Here is a 20,289-nt window from a genome sequence, read left to right on the forward strand (position 1 = left end):
CTCGAGGCGGCTCGCGGTCAATATCGCCTCAGTCGTCAGCGGTCCGGATCGACCCCACGAGTCGGCGCGGGCGGCTCGCCACCCTCGGCGAGCTCCGCCGCCCACCGAGTGGTGCGTGCCCGCAGGGCGGCCGCAGCATCGATGTCGATCCCGTACGCGGAGAACCGGTCGTCCCGGATCCGGTCGACCTGCTGCAGCTGCCGGGCGAACATGACCCGGTTGAACCCGTCGTCCCGCTCCGCGACGAGCTGCAGGAGTTCCTCGTCGGTGTACCGGCCGGAGGACCGGATCGCGTCGAGGTCGACGAAGTCACGTGCCTCGAGGCGCGTGTACACGGCGTTGGTCTTCGACGCCACGGCGTCGTCCACCGACAGGACCGGGCCGACCTGCAGCCGTGCGGGTTCCGCGCCGCGCCAGTCGTAGGCGAAGTCGACGTCGACCTGACGGCCGTCCGCCGCGGTGACGTTCAGGTGCGCGAAGTACTCCGCCCGGCGACGCTCTTCCACCACGTAGCCGGCGTCCGCGAGGACGGTGCTGGCCTCAGCGACGGCGCGGTCGAACTCGGCCGCGTCGTAGCGGTTGGTGAACAGATCGACGTCGCGGGTGAGCCGGTCAACGATGCCGTGCTCACGGATCGCTCCCGACCCCGCGAGCACGAATCCGTGCTGATCGGCGCCGCGGAGGATCGTCTGCGCTACTTCGAACTGGAGATCGCGGTCGTCGCTCACGCGGTGAGCTCCGGGAACCGGGACTCCCAGAGCGACCGCAGGCGAACGGGCAGGAGCAGCTCACCCCAGGTCCGCAACAGGACGTCGCGGTTCAGCAGCGCCTCCTGCAGATCCGACGCACCCTCGCGGAGGATCGCCTGGTAGGCCTTCGTCACGCCCGAGAGCGTGTCGAGATCAGCGTCGGGGTCGGGCCCCCAGTAGACGTCCAGCGGGAGCGTCAGCACCCCGTTGGAGGGGCCGCGCAGGGAGCCAAGGGACGCGGGCACGTCGTAGGGCTTGATGTCCTGGTACAGCACACGTGATCCCACCGGCTCCTCCTTCCTCTCCGGCACATTGTCCCTCTCCTTCGGAAAGACCGCCACAGTGGAGGAGGACCGAGATGCCGAACGGTCCGCCGGCGTCGACAGCGGCTGATCGGTCGATCCGCTGCGCTCACTCCTGGAGCTTTCGGCGAACCGACAGCGCAACTGACGTGATCACCATCATCAGCGCTTCCACCAAACCCGAGGGACCGTGGCGCCGCCGACCGGTGCGGTGTCCTCGACCTCCAAGTACGCCTCGAGCCACGCCGTTGCGACGGCATGAAGCGCTGCGCGATCTCGGGCGATGACCCAGGCGAGGAAGATCGAGCCGACAACGACCGCTCCGATGCCGACGAGAAGCTCTCCGCCGCTGCTCAGCAGACCGTCCAAGCTCTTCATGGCCGCGCTGAGCGATGTTGTCGCCTCCTCGAGCTTGCCGGCGTCGTGGAGAGCATCCGAACGCGCCTGTGCGTCTCGTGCGCCAGCGACGCCGGACTGCATGAGGAAGATCGTGTAGGTGCCGATGAGACCGGTGAGCGCCACCACGGCGGTGAGCCCCGCACCGAGGACGGTACCGGGAATGGCACTGCCGGCTGCAGCGGACCGGTTCCGGAGGACTGCACGGGCCTCAGCTCGAGCAGCATCGCTCGCCTCCCGATACGCCGTCAGCCGCTGCTCGAAGTTCCGCAGGTCCGAGTGGACGTGCTCAGGCGTCTTCGGGAACGCTCTGCGCCACCAGCTCCCAACTCCACGCCCGGCCCGCAGCAGGATCCGCCCCGACATCCCCATGCGAGCAGTCTGACATCACCCGGCGACCACGCCGGCTGGATGGGACCCTGAGGTCGTCGGGCCGCGCTTCCGGGACTGGGTCGCGTCGGCCTGATCCGCCTCCGTGCTCAAGTCGGCTCTCGGTCACCCTCGATGCGCAGCGGACGGGTCCAGCAGGCCGTGCAGGGCCGCCCACTGCAGCAGCAGGATCGTCTTGCCGTCGACGATCCGGCCGTCGCCGAGCATCGCCATGGCCTCCGCGACGGGCAGCTCGAGGACCTCGATCTCCTCGCCCTCGTCGGCGACGCCGCCGCCGACGTCGACACGGTCGGCTGCTCCGTAGCGAGCGGCGTAGCAGTGCACACGCTCGGTGACGGACCCCGGACTCATGTACGCGTCGACGACGTGGGTGAGCGCTCCGAGCCGGACACCGAGCTCCTCGTGCGCCTCGCGCCGGACGGCGGTCTCGGGGTCGTCGGCGTCGAGCAGGCCGGCCGCGACCTCGACGAGCATGCCGTCCGGATGGTCGTTGACGTACGCCGGCCAGCGGAACTGGCGCGTCAGCAGCACCGTGCCCCGCTCCGGGTCGTAGGGCAGCACCGCCGCACCGTTGCCCCGGTCGTAGGTCTCGCGCTGCTGCGTCGACCAGGAACCGTCGCGACCCCGGATGTCGAACGTGGTCCGACGGAGCACGTGCCAGCCGTCGGAGGTGACCTCGACGTCCCGGACGACGACGTCGGGGTTGCGGGTGAGCTCGCGACCGACCTGGTCGAGGCCGGTGCGCCCTCTGCTGTCCGGTTCGCTGGTCCCGCGCGTCGTCGTCACGCTCCGACGGTAGTGGACGGTGCTGTCGGACCCGTCACCCGCGGTGCTGCAGGCCGGGCAGGTGCGGGTAGAGCGCTTCCGCCCGCGCGAAGCGGTCCCGTGCGTCCGCGTCGTCGCCGGCGCTCCGCGCGAGGTGCGCCGACTGCACCAGGGCCTCCGCGGCGAGCGCCGGACTCACGTCGTCGTGCCGTTCCTGCGCGGCGACCGCCGCGTCGAAGGACGCCATCGCTCCGGGGACGTCCCCCTGACCGGCGCGCAGTGTGCCCGTCATCACCAGGGCGGACACGGCCAGGGTGTCCCCGCGCTCGATGAGCGGACCGAAGGCGTAGAGCGCGCCGTCGATGTCGCTCCGCAGGAACTCGAGGCGTCCGGCGAGGTACCGGCCGGTCGGATTGAGGGTGTCGGTCGCCTCGCGGAGTGCCCGCTCGCTGCGTGCTGGATCCCCGACCGCGCCGACGACGATCTGTCCGAAGACGGCGCGCTGGGCGTGCGAGTACATCCCGTTGTCGAGGTAGTCCGCGCCGACCGCCGCCCAGAGGTCCTGGACGCTCCGGAGCGGCACGTTGGCGTACGGGCCGATGTCGAAGCGCGACTCGATGGTGATCCCGGTGCGTTGCTGTTCCTCGCCGAGGCGGGTGGAGTTCGACTGGAGTTGCAGGAGTGCGTGGCCCCGGTCGTGGCCGGTCGCGTGCAGCCCGAGCCACGCGTCCGTCATCTCGTTGTCGTCCTTGGCCGCCGCGGAGAACCGTTCGATCGCGGTCGTCCAGTCACCGGCCCGGAACGCCGTGGCCCCGTCCGCCCAGGCCGTGCGAGCGCGCAGCCTGCGCGGACTGACGTGTGGCGTGGCGTCCTCGCCGTGGGCCCTGAAACGCTCGAACACGGTTCGCTCCTCTTTCCCCGCTGACCGGATGTGGGCAATCTTCCTGCACCGGCTGCGGTTCCGCTGGGAACGGCTCGTCGGTGGCTCCGGGTACCGTGCGGCCGTGCCCGAGGGTGATTCCGTCTTCCGCCTGGCCGCGCGTCTGCGGCAGGTCGACGGCGCGGTCGTCGCCCGGGGAGAACTCCGCGGTGGGACGAGCGCGGGCCGTTCCCTCGCGGGCCGGCGGGTGGTCGGACACGCGACGCACGGCAAACACCTGCTGACCCGGTTCGACGACGGCACCACGCTGCACACCCACCTACGCATGACCGGCTCGTGGACGATCACCCGCGCGGGGCGTCGCCTGCCCGCGACGGCCGCCCGTGATGCCCGGGTGCGACTCGCCCTCGAGGACGGTCGGACCGTCTGGGGACTCGCGCTGCCGGTCGTCGAACTCGTCGCCACGGCGGACGAAGCGCTCGTGCTCGAGCACCTCGGGCCCGACCTGTTGCACGACGACGTCGACCTGGCGGAGGCGGCACGGCGGGTCTCCGGTTCGGGCACCAGCATCCGGGCGGCGCTGCTGGAGCAGCGGAACGTCGCCGGGCTCGGGAACCTGTGGGTGAACGAGCTCGGGTTCCTCCGCGGTGTCCACCCCGACACGGCGGCCGCGGACGTCGACGTCCCGCCCTTGCTCGACCTCGCCGCACGGATGCTCCGGCGGTCCGCCACCGATCCGTCCGCGTACCAGGTCACGACCGGACGCCGCGGACGCGGCGACCGGCACTGGGTGGTGGGGCGAGCCTCCAGGCCGTGTCTGCGGTGTAGGACGCCGGTCCGCGCGCGCGACGACGTCGAGCGTGTCGGCTCGCCACCGCGACGGGTGTGGTGGTGCCCGCGCTGCCAACCGGTCTGAGCGACGGAGGCGGTGGCAGGCTGGCCCGGAGCGAGCCGTCCCGAGGCGGTCGAGACAGGGGAGCGGGATGGACGTCGTCTTCGTGCACGGAGCGCTGGTGCGGGACGGAGCCTGGTGGTGGCGTGCCACCGCGGAGCTCCTGCGTGAGCGCACCGGTGTCGACAGCCGCGCCGTGGCGCTCCCGTCCTGTGGTGAGACGACGCCGGAGGAGGCGGACGGCGGCCTCGTCGCCGATGCTGCGGCGCTCCGTCGAGAACTCGACGGACTCGAGTCCGCGATCGTCGTCGGCCACTCCTACGGCGGCACCGTGATCGCGGAAGCCGGCCACCACCCCGCCGTGTCCAGCCTGGTCTCCATCTCGTCGTACCTGCCGGACGTCGGGACGCGGCAGGGGGCGATCCTGAGCGACGAGCCCGACCCGGTGACGGTGGTGGAGGCCGGTGTGGGCAGGGTCGGCCTGGCCGGCCACGACGCGACCACCTTCGGGGCACGGTTCCTGCAGGACACGGACCGCGAGACACAGGAGCAGGCCTGGAGCCGGGTCACCGCGCAGGCGGTGGGGGCGTTCGCGACGCCGACCAGCCGCGCGGGATGGCAGGATGTCGACTCGACGTACCTCGTCTGCACCGACGACCGCAGTACCTCGGTCGGGCTGCAGCGCTTCCACGCTGCCCGCGCGACCCGGTCCGTGGACCTGGACACCGGGCACCACCCGTTCATCTCGCGCCCGGACCTCGTCGTCCGGGAACTCGAAGCGGTCATCCGGCGTGCGACCGAGGGCTGAGGGACACGACGGTCGGGCGTGCTCCGGTCGGGCGTGCTCTGCTCGGGCGTGCTCTGCTCGGTCAGAGGAACCGACGACCGGCGACGGTCCGGCGGGTGAGGACCAGCGGATCCGGCAGCGCATCCCCGGTGAGGGTGACGACCTCGGGTCCGAGGTCCGCGAACCCGGCGAAACCGTCCTCGAAGGCGTGCACGTGGTGCACGTACACCGCACCGGCCACGGTCACGGGGCGGAGGGTCCATCGCTCCCGATCGGGCAGCGCGGCGGCGGCGTCCTCCGCCCGGGCCTCGATCGCGTCGGTCGCGGCTCGTGCGGTGGCACGCTGGTCCTCCGACTCGGTCGGCTGCGACCGGGACGCCAGGAATGCCCAGACCGCGCTCCACGCCAACGTGGGGTGGTCCGTCGCCACGCCGTGGGCGTACCCCGTCGGCGAGAAGCGTTCGCCGTCCCGGACGATCGTGTGGACGGTCATCTCGTACTCGCCGTCGGTGCCCGGCATCGTCGCCGTCACGCTCGTGTGGGGGTCCGTGCTCGACCACGCCGAGATGCGCATCGACAGGGCCCCCTCCGGGACCAGTGCGATCGTGGGAGCGGAGCCGTCGTCGTCCATCTGACGAGTGTCCCGAGGGTGACGCGAGGACACAAGGGGGGCGAACCAGGTGACGTCCGACGGCGTCGCCCATGGGCCACGGTGGGCACCACCGATGGCATCCGACGATGTCCACGGTGATCCCGTTCGCGTCCTTGCCGCTCTCGCAAGGTGGGGTCACGTACGCGTACGGACCGGACTCCCAGCGGCGTCCCGGAGTCGTCCCCGGCACCGTCGAGCACCTCCGGATCGAGGCGAGCGACCGCTTCCCGGGCACCATGCGGAGCGTGTGGGTGCACCGTCCCGCCGGTCACCGGGACGACGAACCGAGCGCCGTGATGGTCTTCAACGACGGCTGGTGGTACCTCGACCCGGACGGCGACGTCCGCGGTGGGATCGTCCTGGACGACCTCGCCGCCGAAGGATCGCTGCCCCCGATGATCGGCGTCTTCGTCGACCCGAGCGTCGTCGACGCGGACAGTGCTCCCACGAAGAACCGCAACGTCGAGTACGACGCGTTCGACGATGCGTACGCCAGCTTCCTGCTCGACGAGGTGCTGCCGCTCGTTCGGACCCGCGCTGCCGTGACGGCCGCGTGGTGCCGTCCCGACGGCTTCGGACGCGTGATCTCCCTCAACCCGAGCTTCGCGCAGATGCCCGGCGGCAACCCCTACCCGGCGCTCCTCGCCACCGGACCCCGCAGGGAGACGCGCGTGTTCCTCCATGCGGCGCACCGGGACCTGCACTGGAACGAGCCCGAGTGGAACTGGTTCGCCGAGAGCCTGGAGACCGCAGCCGCACTCGCCCGTGCGCAGTACGACGTCCGCCTGGTCGTCGGTGACGGTGCGCACGCGCCCAACCACGGAGGTGTCCTCCTCCCCGACGCCCTTCGATGGCTGTGGCACCGCCCGAGCGAGTGATCCACGGCGATCCCGGTGGAGACGGAACCCGGTGTGTCCGGCGGATCAGCCGACTCATGCGGAACCCGTCGTGGATGGACGCCCCATTGGAAGCCATGAGGGTCGCGTGACCGGACGCCTACCTGCTGCCACGACCGGCCTTCTGGGGTGCGCGCATGCTCCGGACCCCCCCCAGGCGTACCGAGCACGACGGCAGCGGTCAGCAGCACGACCACCACGGTCCAGATCGGCCAGTCGGACCGGTCCGGGGCAGCGAGCGCCTCGAACACGAGCGTGATGACCTTCCGGGGAAGCCTGCTGATCCCGACGTGCGGTCACCCCTCCGTCCGCTTCTGCACAGGTCCGCGGCCGCTGTTGCACCCGATCTGGTGGTGGTCGATGCACGTGGGCTCAGGTCGCCTCAACCGCCCTGGGTGAGTCCGGTGATGAGGTTGACGGCGACCGCGACCACGAAGGTGCCGTAGAAGTAGGACAGCAGGGCGTGGCCCATGGCGATGCGGCGCGACGGGGTCGACGACTGCGTGACGTTGCCCGGGGCGTACGCCATCCCGATGGAGAACGCGGTGTAGGCGAAGTCGCTGTACGACGGGTCTTCGTCCTGGTCGAAGTCGAAGCGGTGGCGGTCGTCGAGGTAGTACATGCGCGCGTACTTGAACGCGTAGACGGTGTTCATCACGGCCCACGCCGCGACGACGCCGACCACCGCGAGGATCGCGGCGGCGGACCCGACCGGGTCGTGGCGTTGGCTCCGGAAGAGCGCGAAGACCACCAGGACCAGGCTGAGGACCGTCGCGGCGATGACCAGCATGTCGACCAGCCGTCGCGAGCGGTCCTCGTGACGAGCGAGGGCACGGGTGCGCTCGGGATCTGCCGGCCACGCCGTGGACCACGCCCAGACGAGGAAGACCGACGAGGCCGTCGTCCACCCCACGAGCGGTGAGAGGTCGGGGACACCGAGGAGCACGGCGGCCACCGCTGCTGCGACCCCGATGACGGCGGCGACGGCGGCCTGCACGGACAGGTGCGACATGGCGGATCCCTCCTGGACGGCCCTCACCCGATCTGGGCCCCGGTGAGGGGGACGTAGAGGCCGGCGCGCTCGGCCCGGACGGCGGCGAGGGCGCGGGACGTGGCGTCGAGCTTGAGCAAGATGTGTTCGAGGTGCGCGGCGACCGTGCGGGGAGCGATCGCCAGTGCCCGGGCGATCTCGAGGTTGGAGCACCCCTCGACGACGTGCCCCAGCACCTCGAGCTCCCGCCGCGTCAGGCCCCGCAGGTCCGAGGCCGGAGCGAGCAGGACGACGCCGCGGGCCACGGTCTGCAGATCGCTCCCGCAGGCCAGCACCGTCACCCGGACGTAGCCGTCCGGTGACTGCCCGCGTCCGCGCGGCCACAGGAACGAGACGTGGTCCTTGCCCCTCGTCGATCGCCTCGCGGGCCGCTTCGACCAGAGCCGAACCGGCGGCGAGGAGCACGTCGTCGGACAGCCCCGGGAGCGGGACGACGCCGCGGTCGGGGAGCAGGACCGCTCCTGCGCGGGCTCCGTCCACGAACGCCACGGACGCAGCGAGCGTCCGGAGCGGATCGATCCCCGATGCCAGGACCGGGACGATCCGGGTGAGGCGTCGGCGGAGCGACTGCGACGGCGGTTCCGCGCTCCGGAACAGCATGATCATGAAGCCGACGTGACGGCCGCCGTGCACGTACAACGCGACGGACAGCGCCTCGTGGAAGCCCGCGGACAGACAGGCCGCCCGACTCGGAAGGTCCCGAGACCCGGCGGGAAGGTCCGACAGGCTGGTGGGAGCCTGTTCGCGGTCGACACCGGCCATCTCGATGTCGCGCGCCATCTCCGGGCCGCTCAGGTAGCGGACGCTCGACTCGTCGAGGTCGGTGCTCGCCACCGAGCGGTACGCCGTGCCGCCCTGCTCGGCCACGGCCATCCACGCGCCGTCCGCGGGGATGTGGTCGTGCACCTCGTCCAGCATCGCCTGCGCCCGCTCGGCAACGGTGCACGGGCGCGCGGCGATGGCAGGGAGCTCGATCGCAACTGTGCGGGGCACGGGACTCGACCACCTCAGGACCATCGTCGACAGGAGTGACAGGAACTGTCCGGAAAACGTCTGGCCTCGGTCTACCACCATCTGCTGGTGCTAGTTCGGCCCGCGGTCCGATGGGGCATGGGCATGTCTGCCGATGGTGCTCCCCCTCAGAGAGGCGTGTCATGGGGCCTGCCGAGCGGTCGACCGGACCGCGGCACGTTCGATGGCACATACGCACGGAGGAGACGGTCATGAGGGCAGTTGTGTACGAGGGGCCGCGCAGCGTCGCGGTGCGGGACGTCCCGGATGCGCGCATCGAGCGCGCCACCGACGTGCTGGTCCGCATCACGACGACGAACATCTGCGGATCCGACCTGCACATGTACGAAGGGCGCACCAGCTTCGAGACCGGGCGCTGGTTCGGTCACGAGAACATGGGCGAGGTGATCGAGATCGGTGACGGCGTCGACAAGGTGAAGGTCGGCGACCAGGTGGTCCTCCCGTTCAACGTGGCCTGCGGTCACTGCAAGAACTGCGAGCGCGGGCTGACCAATTACTGCCTCACCGCTCAGCCCGTCCCCGAGTGGGCCGGAGCGGCCTACGGGTTCGCGGACATGGGCCCGTGGGCCGGCGGTCAGTCCGAACTGCTCCGGGTGCCCTGGGGTGACTTCAACTGCCTCCGCCTGGGCGAGGACGCCGAGGAGAAGTCCGCCGACTACGTGATGCTCGCCGACATCTTCCCGACCGGGTACCACGCGACCGAGATGGCCGGGGTGGCACCGGGTGACCAGACCCGTCCGAGGGCTTCGCGGGTGGCTCGACGCGAACGACATCGCGGACACCGAACCGACTGAACTTGTACGCCGTGTTCTAAACGTCGTCGACGACGCCGACCTCGCCGCCTTCGTCCGCGGGCAGCACAGCGGCGAGCAGCTTCCGCTCGTACTGGAAAGCCTGACGTCCTGGTTGGCGGACCTGCTGCACGAGTCCTCCGATTGGGCCGCGCTCGTCCATGCCATGGACCTAACGGACGCCGTCACGCTGATGACCATCCACCGCAGTAAAGGACTGGAGTACCATACGGTGGTCCTGCTGGGACTCGACGACAACCAGTGGTGGTCCTACAGCAAGAACGCGGCGGAAGCGACGTCGGCGTTCTACGTCGCACTATCGCGTGCCGCGCAACGCCTCATCGTCACGTGCGCCGTGTCCGGCGCCGACGCTGGCGCGCTCCGCGACCTCTACCTTCTCCTCGAAGCCAGTGGCGCTGAGCGAAGGCATTTCGAATGAGGCACGAGCCTGTTCAGCCGCCGGCCTGCCCGTCTCCTTGGCAGCAACGTGTCGTCGGTCGGCGCGGGCGGTTCGTCCTGGGTCACCATGCGACGCGAAGGTCGGTTGACTCGCGCCACGTGTTCGCATATCCCGCCCCGCCTTCAGTGCGAGCGGTCGCGGACTACCTACGTGAGACGGAGTCGACAGCCAGCGGGAGGATGAGGTCGTCTGCGATGCTGGTACCGAGGTCGTAGTAGTCCGCTCCGCTTTCGTTGAGATGAAGCCGAGTCCGGTAGCCGATCCCCTTCCTGCTGACGTTGCGCCGGGGTTAGCCTGCGATGTCACAGCGAGGGCAACACGTCGAGTGCTGGCGGAGCAGCGGTGGCGTGGGCGAGCTGCGCTCGGGTTCGTCCTCGACGGCGAGTATTACGCGAATCCTCGGACGCCCCGCGTGAACGCCGCACAGGCAGGTAGGGTTGTGAACCGAGTTCACTTGCAACCGCTCCCGATCCGTTCTAGAATAAGTCCGGCCCCGACCAGGAGATGGGGATTGGATTCACGGACGGATTGGTCGATAGCATGTACACACGTCAGGAGGCGCGCACCCGTCGCCTCGTCCTCGTAGACACCGAAAACATCGTGGGAGGTGGAATCTCGATGGAAGCGCAAGTCCGCGCGGCTCAGACCGCGATCGAGGCTGTTGTCAGACCTCGCGCCGACGACCAGCTTGTGCTGGCCTGCAGGCGGTTCAGCGTCGACATCGTCGGCTTCGAGTGGGTTGGCATCCACCGACTCAGGTTCCGCAACGGAGTCGACGCCGCCGATCTGGAACTCCTCGATATGCTCGAGACCGAGCAGATCGGGGAATGGTTTGCTGAGGCAGTGCTCGTGTCGGGGGATGGGATCTTCGCCGACACCATCTCCCGCTTGGCCATGACGAGTGGAACCGAGGTCACTGTTGTGACGCGGCCGGATGCGTGTTCGCGCCGTCTTCGAATGGCAGCGAAGAGTGTCCTTCACATCGACTTCGATCCAAGTGCATTCATGGAGGCAGCGTGATCGTGCCCGTGCAGGAGGGGCTCCTAGCCCCGAGCGACATCGCCGACCTTGCGGGCGTCTCGCGCGCCGCCGTCAGCAACTGGCGCAAGCGAATGAGCGACTTTCCGGAACCTACGGAGGGTAGTGCCAACAAGCCACTCTTCGCTGCGAAGGATGTTGAGGCTTGGCTCTCGGCTCATCCCGATAAGCGGAAGTCGGATACCTCTGCAAACTCGAGCACGAGGGTGTGGGAGTCACGCCTTTGGGGTGTCGCGAACCTCTTCCGGGGGCACGTCGACGTGCATGATTTCGGCGAGCTCTTCCTCCGTACCGCGGTCGAGCTCCTCGAGGGACGACCTTCATTCGCGACGCGCAACGTCAGTCAACGATCACTGGAAGACCTGCGTGATGTGCTCGAGACTATCCCGCGAGCGGATGTCCCTGCAGCGATCGACGGGCTCCTCGAACGCACCTCCCGCGCCCTTGGCAAGGCTGGTGGCGAGACCGGATTCGTGGGATCACGCACCAGCACTCTGCTCGCATCCCTGGCGGCCGATGTCGATGGTGGAGCCTTGTATGACCCCGCGTGCGGCATCGGCGTAGCGCTGTTGCAAGCCCTCGACATGGGGGCAACTCCAGATCGCCTCGTTGGCAACGAGATCAACGCGACCGCCGCAGAAATCGCCCTTAGCCGCGCCGCATTGCGTGATGTAGACCTTGAGCTGCGCATCAGCGATGTGCTTCGGAACGACCCTAATCCCGACTTGCTCGCGGACGTCATCATTGCCGAGCCTCCGTATGGTCTGCGGGTAGATCCCGAGACCACCCTGCTCGACCCGCGCCTACGGTTCGGGATCCCGCCGCGTTCCAGTGGCGACTCCTTCTGGCTACAGCATGTGGTCGCGCACCTCGCGCCGGGCGGTGTCGGCTACGTCCTCACGTCGCCCGGAACACTATTCCGCGGCGGTGCGGAAGCGAAGATCCGGAGGAACCTTCTGCTCGGGGGATGGGTGCGAGCTGTCGTGGCGCTCACCGGCAAGATGCTGCCGCAGACGTCGATCGCACCGGTGCTCTGGGTTCTTGGCGAGTCGGCACCATCTACGCGCGGGAGCGTGCTCCTGGTCGATGCGTCGAGGGTGGAAGCACCCGAGGCAGACGTCGCCAGGTGGCTCACAGACGAAGCTTCGCTCGTTGACGTGCCCAACGCGCGTGTACTCATTGACGAGCTGGCGTCCGAAAACGCCGATCTCAGCCCCGCGCGATGGATGCTGGCGGATGACATCGACAGCGCGCGACTGGTCGAGGACTTCGATCGGGCGTCCGCCCTACTACTCCAGGCGTCCACCGAGCTACCCGCCACAGTGCGGTACTTGGAGCCGCCGCATGTCGCCGGCGAACCTCCGGTGCTGACTGTCGCGGCGCTCGTCGAAGCGGGCGCGATCGAAGTCGCCCCAGCACGGGCACCGCGGCAAGGAGATCCCGAGTTCGAGGATCGACGCGTCGACGCCGCCGCGGTACGGACCCGCAACTTAGTGCCCGTCGCGCCCATAGCGGTTGACGAGCATGGGGCGCTGACCGAGCCCGGAGACGTTCTACTGACAACAGTGGATAAGGTCCGAGCGATCGTTGATGACAAAGGCGGCCACCTTCCCGTCGGGAGCATTTCCCGCATCCGGATCGTCGATCGCACGAAGCTGGACCCTCACTACCTTGCCGACGTTCTCGCCGGCGAGTGGAACTCGCGGTTCGCCGCAGGCACCGCCATCCAGCGCATCCCAGTGCGAGAGATTGAGATTCCGGTCCCCCCACTGGCTCAGCAGCGGGCAATTCACACCACCATCGACAAAGCACGCGAAGCGAAGCGACTCGGGAAGCAGGCCTCTGAGGCCGCCGATAGCCTGACGACAGCGATTCTCAATGCTGTCCGTCACGGTGCTTCGCTGACCAGTGACACCAGCGAAGGAACCACCCAATGACGGAACAGCTCACTTTGGCCGAGCTGGAGCAATACCTGGCCCGCGCCGCCGACCTCCTCCGCGGCAGCATCGACCAGGCCGACTTTAAGGCCTACATCTTCCCGCTGATGTTCTTCAAGCGGATCAGCGACGTCTACCTCGAGGAGTTCGAACAGGCGCTCGACGAGTCTGGCGGAGACCACAAATTTGCGGCCTTCGCCGATAACCACCGCTTCGCCATCCCCGACGGAAACCTTTGGTCGGACGTGCGCGAGAAGACTGAGAACATCGGCACTGCGCTGCAGACCGCGTTCCGCGAGATCGAGAAGGCAAACCCCGAGACGCTGTACGGCATCTTCGGCAATGCCAACTGGACGAATAAGGACAAGCTGCCCGACCGTAAGCTCGCCGACCTCATCGAGCACTTCTCGACGAAGACGCTGAGCAACGAGAACGTCGCACCAGACCTCTTCGGCAACGCCTACGAGTACCTCATCAAGCGGTTCGCCGACCAGTCCAACAAGAAGGCCGGGGAATATTACACCCCGCGCTCAGTGGTGGGTCTGCTCGTGAAAATCCTCGACCCGCAGGAGGGCGAAAGTGTCTATGATCCCGCGTGCGGAACGGGCGGGATGCTCATTGAGGTCATCGAGCACGTGAAGAATGCTGGCGGCAGCCCCAGGACGCTATGGGGTAAGCTCTACGGTCAGGAGAAGGTGCTCGCGACGTCGGCGATCGCGCGCATGAATCTTCTCCTCCACGGGGTTGAGGACTTCAAGGTTGTCCGAGAAGACACCCTGCGCAATCCCGCCTTCTACACGGGCAACCGGCTCGCGCGGTTCGACACTGTCGTAGCGAACCCGCCGTTCTCCCTCAAGACATGGGGAGACGTCGAGTGGGTGTCCGACCGATGGGGACGGAACCAGCTCGGCGGAGTTCCGCCGAAGGGCTACGCCGACTGGGCCTGGGTACAGCACATGCTTACCGCGGCCGACCCAAACACGGGCCGAGTAGCGGTCGTGCTGCCCCAGGGCGCGCTCTTCCGCCAGGGGGCAGAGGCGCGCATCCGCACTCACATCCTGAAGGCAAAGAAGGTCGAAGCCGTCATCGGTCTCGCACCGAACCTGTTCTACGGCACGGGCCTTGCAGCCTGTGTGCTGATTCTGCGTCATCAGCGACCCGTCGACCAACAGGACAAGGTGCTGTTCATCAACGGTGAGGACCAGATGAAGAAGGGCCGTAATCAGAACACCCTCGAACCCGAACATGCGAAGGCACTTTTTGACGCGTACCGCGGATTTGCGGATGTGGAAGGTCGCGCACGCGTTGCCGATCTCGCCGAGGTTGAGGGTAACGACTTCAACCTGAACATCCCGCTGTACGTCGCGCCCGCCGACACGGGCGAGAGGCTCACACTCGCCGATGCCCTGGCGAATCTCGAAGCGGCGCACGAGCGCGCGCTGGAGACTCGAGCAGCGTTGGAAGCGGAGCTCGCAAAATGGGGGTTGAGCGCGTGACCGGCCGGTTGAGCCAGCGTGAGCTGGAGAATTACCTGTGGGGCGCCGCCGTCATCCTGCGCGGACTGATCGACGCCGGCGACTACAAGCAGTACATCTTCCCGCTGGTATTCCTCAAGCGCATCTCGGATGTTTACGACGAAGAGCATGCGGCAGCGCTCGACACCTACGGCGACGAAGAACTCGCCGACCTGCCCGAGAACCACCGCTTCGCGATCCCGAACGGATGCCACTGGCGCGACGTTCGCGCGATGACCGAAAACATCGGTACGACCGTGATGCAGGCGATGCGGGCGATTGAGTCCGTCAACCCCGACACGCTGCCAGGGGTGTTCGGTGATGGGGACTGGGGCAACAAGAACCTGCTCCCGGACTCGACTCTCTCCAACCTGATCGAGCACTTCTCGACGCGGACACTGTCGATCGCCAACCTGCCCGAGGACGAACTCGGCAACGGGTACGAGTACCTCATCAAGAAGTTCGCCGACGACTCGGGCCACACCGCGCAGGAGTTCTACACGAACCGCACTCTCGTGCATCTCATGACACTCATGCTCGAGCCACAGCCCGGGGAGTCGGTCTACGACCCGACGTGCGGCACCGGCGGAATGCTCATCTCCACGGCGGCCAAGGTCAAGCGCCAGGGCAAGGAGTGGCGAAGCCTCAAGCTGTACGGGCAAGAGCTCAACTATGGAACCTCGGCCATCGCCCGCATGAACCTCTTCCTGCACGGCATCGCCGATGGCCAGATCGCGCACGGCGACACCCTTGCGAGGCCTGCGTTCCTGAACAGCAGGGGCGGGCTACGCACATTCGACGTCGTGCTGGCGAATCCTCCGTATTCGATCAAGGCGTGGAATCGGAATGCCTTCGCGAAGGACCCGTACGGACGCAACTTGTGGGGTGTGCCACCGCAGGGCCGCGCCGACTACGCGTTCTTCCAGCACATCGCCAAGAGCCTCGACCCGAAGACCGGGCGCGCCGCAATCCTCTTTCCACACGGCGTGCTGTTCCGCCGCGAAGAGGCCGCGCTCCGCGAAGCGCTCGTCAAGTCCGACCTCGTCGAATGCGTGCTCGGACTCGGTGCGGGACTCTTCTACAACTCGCCGATGGAGGCCGTCGTCATCACGCTCCGCGCCACCAAATCTGCGATGCGCCGCGGCAAAGTGTTGTTCATCAACGCTGTCAACGAGGTTGCGCGCGAGCAGGCGCAGTCCTTCCTGCGAGACTCGCATCAGACGAGAATCATCGACGCGTACCGAGCCTTCGCCGACGTTCCGCAGTTCGCGGCGGTCGCCACCCTCGGGGAGATAGCCGATAGAGGCTTCAGTCTCACTCTTCCGCTGTACGTCGCTGGCGCAAGAGCCGCAGACTCCAGAGAGCAGACTGACGTGACCGACGCGCTCGCGAACTGGCGGCAGGTTGCGGATGCTTCGCAGGGCGCGGTCTCAGAGGTGCTCGCGCTGCTTCGTCCGGAGGTGAACGCGTGAGCCTGGGCCTCGACAAAACCACCTGGCAGCGAGTCACGTTCGGGGATGTCGTGCAGAACGTCAACGAGACGGTGAAGGATGTCGCAGCCGCCCCCATTGACCGGCTCATCGCCATGGAGCACATGGAGCCGGGCGAACTCAAGATCGAGCGCTGGGGGGATACCGCGAACGGAACCACGTTCACTCGCCGCGCACGGCCGGGTCAGACGCTGTTCGGCAAGCGCCGCGCCTACCAGCGCAAGGTCGCATACGCCGAGTTCGAAGCAATCTGCTCCGGCGACATCTACACATTCGAAGCGGACGAGACCCGAATGCTCGGCGAGTTCCTGCCGTTCCTCGTGCAGTCCGACCCGTTCTTCGACCACGCGCTCGACACCTCGGCGGGGTCGCTCTCACCGCGCACGAACTGGCGCGACCTTGCCGACTTCGAGTTCGAACTCCCGCCGCTCGACGAGCAGAAACGCATCGCCGAATTGCTCTGGGCTATTGAGCGCCATCGGCGCCGATTGAGAAGGGAGGCCCGGGCAATGACCGGTGCTACCAATGTTCGGCTCGCCGAAATGTGGGACGAAGATTCGGTAAAGCGACCGATCGCGGACATCGCCGACTGCATGACCGGGTCCACACCTTCGAAGGTCAGTGCCGAGTATTGGGAGGCTGAGGATGTGCCGTTCTACACCCCCTCAGAAATTGAAGCCGACACGATGCGCCCAGCCAGACAACGAGTGAGCTTTGCCGGCGCCGCCACTGGGCGAGCTCTTCCCGAGTTTGCGGTCGCAGTTGCGTGCATCGGCGGTGATATGGGGAAGTCGGCCGTCATTCGCGAACCAGGGGTATCAAATCAACAGATCACGTCGATCGTCGGGCTCGACGAGTCCGACGCATACCTAGTGCAGTCCCTGCTGGCGCACCCGCGCGGCCGTCAGGCGATGGAAGCCCGGGAGACCACGACCATCGTGCGCAAGCTGAACAAGAGTGACCTCATGAGGGTGGAGCTTCCGTGGCCAGCAGACCGAAATGCTCTGCAGAGGCTGATTGCAGCTAGGCGCGTGACATCGGCCGCGATTGAGTTGGAACTTGATTCTCTTCGTCAACTGCGGTCTGCGGCCGCCACTGAAGTGTTCGGAGGCAATTGATGGCGCAGTTCAATGAGGGGAACTCGGTCCGTGACTTCGTCCGCGATCTAGTCGCGTCACGCGATGTGCAGGTTGTGCCGGGCCCCCAGCTTCCGCGGCGCACCGATGAGGTGCTGCTCGAGGGTCTCGTCACGGGCGCGCTGATTCGCCTGAACCCCGAGATCGCGGCCGATCCGCGTAAGGCCGACGACGTCATCTATGTATTGCGCGCCATCCTGATTTCGGCTCGCAACAGCCCGCATCCCGTGGTGGCGAATGAAGAGTTCATGTCGTGGCTCACTGGGCAGAAGTCGATGCCGTTCGGGCCGAACGGCGAGCACACGACGGTGCGTCTGATCGACTTTGATCACCCAGAGGACGACTCCTCGAACCAGTGGATCGTGTCGACGGAGGTGACGTTCCAGGTGGGACGGCTGGGCAAGCGATTCGACGTGGTGCTGTGGTGCAACGGTCTTCCGGTTGTGGTGGGCGAAGCGAAGACGCCGATTCGCGCGGCGTACTCGTGGATCGACGCGGCCGCGCAGATCCATGACGACTACGAGGCGAGCGTGCCGCAGTTTTTCGTGCCGAACGTGCTGTCATTCGCGACCGAGGGCAAGGACTTCCGCTACGGCTCCGTTGGGATGCCGGTCGAGCTCTGGGGCCCGTGGCGGGAGGAGGCGACCGATCCGAACGCGCCCGCGAAGGTTGGCCTTGAGGTCGTCAAGGACGCGGTAAACGGCGTGCTCGCGCCGGCATTTGTCCTCGACTTCCTGCGGTTCTTCACGGTGTTCGCGACCGATGCAAAGCACCGCAAGATCAAGGTCATCGCGCGGTACCAGCAGTTCCAGGCGACCAACCTCATCGTGGAGCGCGTGCTGCACGGGCGGATCAAGCAAGGACTCATCTGGCACTTCCAGGGGTCGGGCAAGTCCCTGCTGATGGTGTTCTCGGCGCTCAAACTCCGCGCGATGGCCAAGCTGACGAACCCGACCATCCTGATTGTCGTCGACCGTATCGATCTCGACACGCAGATCACCGGCACGTTCAACGCATCCGATGTGCCCGGTCTGGCCTCGACGGACTCGCGCAAGGAGTTGCAGGTCATGCTGAGCCAGGGGGCGCGGAAGATCATCATCACGACGATTCATAAGTTCGGCGAGATCGACGGCGTGCTCGATGACCGTGACAACATCATCGCGATGGTCGACGAGGCCCACCGCTCGCAGGAGGGCGACAACGGGCGGCGGATGCGGGAGGCGCTGCCGAACGCGTTCCTATTCGGACTCACGGGCACGCCGATCAACAAGCGTGACCACAACACGTTCATGTGGTTCGGCTCACCCGAGGATGAAAGCGGGTACCTGTCGCGCTACTCATTCCAGGACTCGATCCGCGACGGCGCGACCCTCCCGCTGCATTTCGAGCCGCGGTTGAGCGAGATTCACCTCGACCAGGAGAAGATCGACGCCGCGTTCGAGGAGCTCGCCGCGGAGCGCAAACTGACCGAGGCCGAGAAGATCACGCTGTCGAAGAAGGCAGCCTCCATCGAAGTTCTCATCAAAGCGCCTGAGCGTATCCGCCAGATCGCCGAAGACGTGGTCACGCACTTCATGGAGAAGGTCGAGCCGGAAGGGTTCAAAGCTCAGCTGGTCGCGTACGACAAGGCATCCTGTGTCGCATACAAGGAAGCACTCGACACAAGGCTCCCGCCCGAGGCGTCCACCATTGTGATGTCGAAGGCGCGCACCGACCCCGCGTCATGGGCGCGGTGGACACCGGGAGCCGACGAGCTGGAGCAGGTTGTCGCGCGGTTCAACGACCCGGCGGATCCATTGAAGATCATCATCGTGACTGCGAAGCTGCTCACAGGGTTTGATGCACCGATCCTGCAGACGCAGTACCTCGACAAGCCGCTCAAGGAGCACACGCTTCTCCAGGCGATCACTCGTACCAACCGTGTGTACCCGCCGAGCAAGACACACGGACTGGTCGTCGACTATCTCGGCATCTTCGACGATGTCGCCAAGTCGCTCGCTTTCGACGAAGCCGCGGTCCAGCGCGCGATCTCGAACATCGAGGAGCTGAAGGCAGAACTCGCGCCGGCTATGGGCGCAGCCCTCTCCTTCTTCCCCGGCGTGGATCGGACGGTAGGCGGCTACGAGGGGCTTACTCAGGCGCAGGCCGCGATTGCGGACGACCGGGTCAAAGATGCATTCGGGCTTGCGTACAGCGTCGTCTCGCAGCTGTGGGAGGCTCTTAGCCCAGACCCGATGCTCAAGGATTTCCGGGACGACTACAAGTGGCTCACGGACGTCTATGAATCCGTGCGGCCGGCCGACATAACCGGCCGCCTCGTGTGGCATGCGCTCGGTGCAAAGACCATCGAGTTGATCAACGAGAGCGTTCACGTCGAGATTCCGCAGGGCGATGAGACGATCGTCCTCGACGCGCAGACTATCGAAGACCTGATGATCGGCAAGCGCAAGGATGTCTCGACGGAGGAGATTGAGAAGCAGATCACCGCCCGTATCGCCCGGCACCTCAACAACCCGGTCTTCATCGAACTCGGTCAGCGCCTCAACGCGCTGCGTGAGAAGTACGCAGACATCCAGCAGTCGAGCCTGGACTTCCTTCGTGACCTCCTCGAGCTCGCCAAGGATACGGTCGCTGCCGAGAAAGTTGAGAAGGAGATCTTGCCTGAGGAGCGGGGGAAGGCTGCGCTCACCGAGCTGTTCGAGGCCCTGAAGGGCGACGAGACGCCGATCATCGTCGTGAACGTGGTCGACCGGATCGACGAGGTTGTTCGGGCCGTGCGTTTTGACGGTTGGCAGTCCACCATCGCCGGCGATCAGGAAGTGCGAAAGGCGCTGCGTCGGACGCTCTACGTGCAGTTCAAGATCCGCGACAACGATGTGTTCGAGAAGGCGCTGGGGTATGTCCGCGAGTACTACTGACGCCAAAACGATCCATGCTCCTCAGCTCGGTTGAGGACACCATCGATGAACGCGCTCCCACCGCCCCCATCCGCAGATGCTGACGTGTGCGGTAGCTTCCCTCTCCACGCCACCCCTTTCCCGTGGAACGCCACCGTGATGGTGTCCAACCTTCCTGACGAGCACCGCAGCTTCGCCGGCGCCGACGCGTCCAGAGCGTGCCCGAGCCCGAAA

19 protein-coding genes are annotated in these 20,289 nt (G+C 66.9%); 11 read left to right on the forward strand and 8 right to left on the reverse strand.

All coding sequences use genetic code 11. The annotated features are described in order from the left end of the window. Positions 1 to 35: 35 nt before the first annotated feature. From FS641_RS06665 to FS641_RS06685, 5 genes are all read right to left on the reverse strand, one after another. Positions 36 to 728 (reverse strand): nucleotidyl transferase AbiEii/AbiGii toxin family protein, encoded by a 693-nt coding sequence (locus FS641_RS06665; protein WP_186317616.1) that lies wholly within the window; start codon positions 726 to 728, stop codon positions 36 to 38. Next, positions 725 to 1,036, reverse strand: coding sequence for a transcriptional regulator (locus FS641_RS06670; RefSeq protein ID WP_144761793.1), 312 nt, complete (start codon positions 1,034 to 1,036; stop codon positions 725 to 727). The genes FS641_RS06665 and FS641_RS06670 overlap by 4 nt, the downstream gene beginning before the upstream one ends. Before the next feature lie 177 nt (positions 1,037 to 1,213). Continuing rightward, on the reverse strand, positions 1,214 to 1,819 hold the full coding sequence (locus FS641_RS06675) for a hypothetical protein (protein ID WP_144761796.1): 606 nt from the start codon (positions 1,817 to 1,819) through the stop codon (positions 1,214 to 1,216). Between the two features lie 123 nt (positions 1,820 to 1,942). Beyond that, positions 1,943 to 2,623 (reverse strand): NUDIX domain-containing protein, encoded by a 681-nt coding sequence (locus FS641_RS06680; RefSeq protein ID WP_144761799.1) that lies wholly within the window; start codon positions 2,621 to 2,623, stop codon positions 1,943 to 1,945. A gap of 34 nt (positions 2,624 to 2,657) precedes the next feature. Beyond that, the gene (locus tag FS641_RS06685) at positions 2,658 to 3,503 is read right to left on the reverse strand and encodes a M48 family metallopeptidase (RefSeq protein ID WP_144761802.1); all 846 of its coding nucleotides are present in this window, start codon (positions 3,501 to 3,503) and stop codon (positions 2,658 to 2,660) included. 103 nt (positions 3,504 to 3,606) lie between these two features. Between FS641_RS06685 and FS641_RS06690 the strand changes: the two genes are divergently transcribed. Both FS641_RS06690 and FS641_RS06695 read left to right on the forward strand, forming a co-directional pair. Further along, on the forward strand, positions 3,607 to 4,398 hold the full coding sequence (locus FS641_RS06690) for a DNA-formamidopyrimidine glycosylase family protein (protein WP_144761805.1): 792 nt from the start codon (positions 3,607 to 3,609) through the stop codon (positions 4,396 to 4,398). Positions 4,399 to 4,465: 67 nt separating this feature from the next. Continuing rightward, on the forward strand, positions 4,466 to 5,182 hold the full coding sequence (locus tag FS641_RS06695; RefSeq protein ID WP_144761808.1) for an alpha/beta hydrolase: 717 nt from the start codon (positions 4,466 to 4,468) through the stop codon (positions 5,180 to 5,182). 61 nt (positions 5,183 to 5,243) lie between these two features. On the opposite strand, the gene FS641_RS06700 is transcribed toward FS641_RS06695, so the two are convergent. After that, positions 5,244 to 5,792: a hypothetical protein gene (locus tag FS641_RS06700; RefSeq protein WP_144761811.1), complete on the reverse strand. Its 549-nt coding sequence runs from the start codon at positions 5,790 to 5,792 to the stop codon at positions 5,244 to 5,246. 107 nt (positions 5,793 to 5,899) lie between these two features. On the opposite strand from FS641_RS06700, the gene FS641_RS06705 reads away from it, so the two are divergent. Next, positions 5,900 to 6,691: an esterase family protein gene (locus tag FS641_RS06705; RefSeq protein WP_144761814.1), complete on the forward strand. Its 792-nt coding sequence runs from the start codon at positions 5,900 to 5,902 to the stop codon at positions 6,689 to 6,691. A gap of 400 nt (positions 6,692 to 7,091) precedes the next feature. Here the strand turns inward: FS641_RS06705 and FS641_RS06710 are convergent, their stop codons facing one another. Together FS641_RS06710 and FS641_RS18260 are read right to left on the reverse strand one after the other, a co-directional pair. Then, entirely contained in the window at positions 7,092 to 7,721 is a 630-nt protein-coding gene (locus FS641_RS06710; protein WP_144761817.1) for a DUF1345 domain-containing protein, read from the reverse strand. A 23-nt stretch (positions 7,722 to 7,744) separates the two neighbouring features. Then, on the reverse strand, positions 7,745 to 8,041 hold the full coding sequence (locus tag FS641_RS18260) for a response regulator transcription factor (protein WP_222122054.1): 297 nt from the start codon (positions 8,039 to 8,041) through the stop codon (positions 7,745 to 7,747). A 942-nt stretch (positions 8,042 to 8,983) separates the two neighbouring features. On the opposite strand from FS641_RS18260, the gene FS641_RS06720 reads away from it, so the two are divergent. The 8 genes from FS641_RS06720 to FS641_RS06755 all read left to right on the forward strand — a co-directional run bounded on the left by FS641_RS06720 (position 8,984) and on the right by FS641_RS06755 (position 20,076). Beyond that, complete coding sequence (locus tag FS641_RS06720; protein WP_260855716.1) at positions 8,984 to 9,586, forward strand: alcohol dehydrogenase catalytic domain-containing protein; 603 nt, start codon at positions 8,984 to 8,986, stop codon at positions 9,584 to 9,586. Continuing rightward, positions 9,516 to 10,022 carry a 3'-5' exonuclease gene (locus tag FS641_RS18265; RefSeq protein ID WP_222122055.1) on the forward strand — a complete coding sequence of 169 codons (507 nt, stop codon included), beginning with the start codon at positions 9,516 to 9,518 and terminating at the stop codon, positions 10,020 to 10,022. Before FS641_RS06720 ends, FS641_RS18265 begins: the two co-directional genes overlap by 71 nt. A 561-nt stretch (positions 10,023 to 10,583) precedes the next feature. Then, positions 10,584 to 11,063, forward strand: coding sequence for an NYN domain-containing protein (locus tag FS641_RS06730; protein WP_222122056.1), 480 nt, complete (start codon positions 10,584 to 10,586; stop codon positions 11,061 to 11,063). Continuing rightward, positions 11,060 to 13,018: an N-6 DNA methylase gene (locus tag FS641_RS06735; protein WP_144761823.1), complete on the forward strand. Its 1,959-nt coding sequence runs from the start codon at positions 11,060 to 11,062 to the stop codon at positions 13,016 to 13,018. The genes FS641_RS06730 and FS641_RS06735 overlap by 4 nt, the downstream gene beginning before the upstream one ends. Then, positions 13,015 to 14,514 (forward strand): class I SAM-dependent DNA methyltransferase, encoded by a 1,500-nt coding sequence (locus FS641_RS06740; protein WP_144761828.1) that lies wholly within the window; start codon positions 13,015 to 13,017, stop codon positions 14,512 to 14,514. Before FS641_RS06735 ends, FS641_RS06740 begins: the two co-directional genes overlap by 4 nt. Continuing rightward, complete coding sequence (locus FS641_RS06745; RefSeq protein ID WP_144761831.1) at positions 14,511 to 16,004, forward strand: class I SAM-dependent DNA methyltransferase; 1,494 nt, start codon at positions 14,511 to 14,513, stop codon at positions 16,002 to 16,004. The genes FS641_RS06740 and FS641_RS06745 overlap by 4 nt, the downstream gene beginning before the upstream one ends. Further along, positions 16,001 to 17,140: a restriction endonuclease subunit S gene (locus FS641_RS06750; RefSeq protein ID WP_222122057.1), complete on the forward strand. Its 1,140-nt coding sequence runs from the start codon at positions 16,001 to 16,003 to the stop codon at positions 17,138 to 17,140. Before FS641_RS06745 ends, FS641_RS06750 begins: the two co-directional genes overlap by 4 nt. Continuing rightward, positions 17,140 to 20,076, forward strand: a complete 2,937-nt coding sequence (locus tag FS641_RS06755; protein ID WP_144761834.1) for a type I restriction endonuclease subunit R — start codon at positions 17,140 to 17,142, stop codon at positions 20,074 to 20,076. The genes FS641_RS06750 and FS641_RS06755 overlap by 1 nt, the downstream gene beginning before the upstream one ends. Positions 20,077 to 20,289 lie beyond the last annotated feature (213 nt).

The sequence above is a fragment of the Curtobacterium sp. 9128 genome (genome assembly GCF_007673775.1).
GTDB lineage: Bacteria > Actinomycetota > Actinomycetes > Actinomycetales > Microbacteriaceae > Curtobacterium.

Coding starts and splice junctions, on each gene's coding strand:
- FS641_RS06675 (WP_144761796.1), bottom strand. CDS start 1,819: ATGGGGATGTCGGGGCGGATCCTGCTGCGGGCCGGGCGTGGAGTTGGG.
- FS641_RS06695 (WP_144761808.1), top strand. CDS start 4,466: ATGGACGTCGTCTTCGTGCACGGAGCGCTGGTGCGGGACGGAGCCTGG.
- FS641_RS06700 (WP_144761811.1), bottom strand. CDS start 5,792: ATGGACGACGACGGCTCCGCTCCCACGATCGCACTGGTCCCGGAGGGG.
- FS641_RS06705 (WP_144761814.1), top strand. CDS start 5,900: ATGTCCACGGTGATCCCGTTCGCGTCCTTGCCGCTCTCGCAAGGTGGG.
- FS641_RS06710 (WP_144761817.1), bottom strand. CDS start 7,721: ATGTCGCACCTGTCCGTGCAGGCCGCCGTCGCCGCCGTCATCGGGGTC.
- FS641_RS06720 (WP_260855716.1), top strand. CDS start 8,984: ATGAGGGCAGTTGTGTACGAGGGGCCGCGCAGCGTCGCGGTGCGGGAC.
- FS641_RS06730 (WP_222122056.1), top strand. CDS start 10,584: ATGTACACACGTCAGGAGGCGCGCACCCGTCGCCTCGTCCTCGTAGAC.
- FS641_RS06740 (WP_144761828.1), top strand. CDS start 13,015: ATGACGGAACAGCTCACTTTGGCCGAGCTGGAGCAATACCTGGCCCGC.
- FS641_RS06755 (WP_144761834.1), top strand. CDS start 17,140: ATGGCGCAGTTCAATGAGGGGAACTCGGTCCGTGACTTCGTCCGCGAT.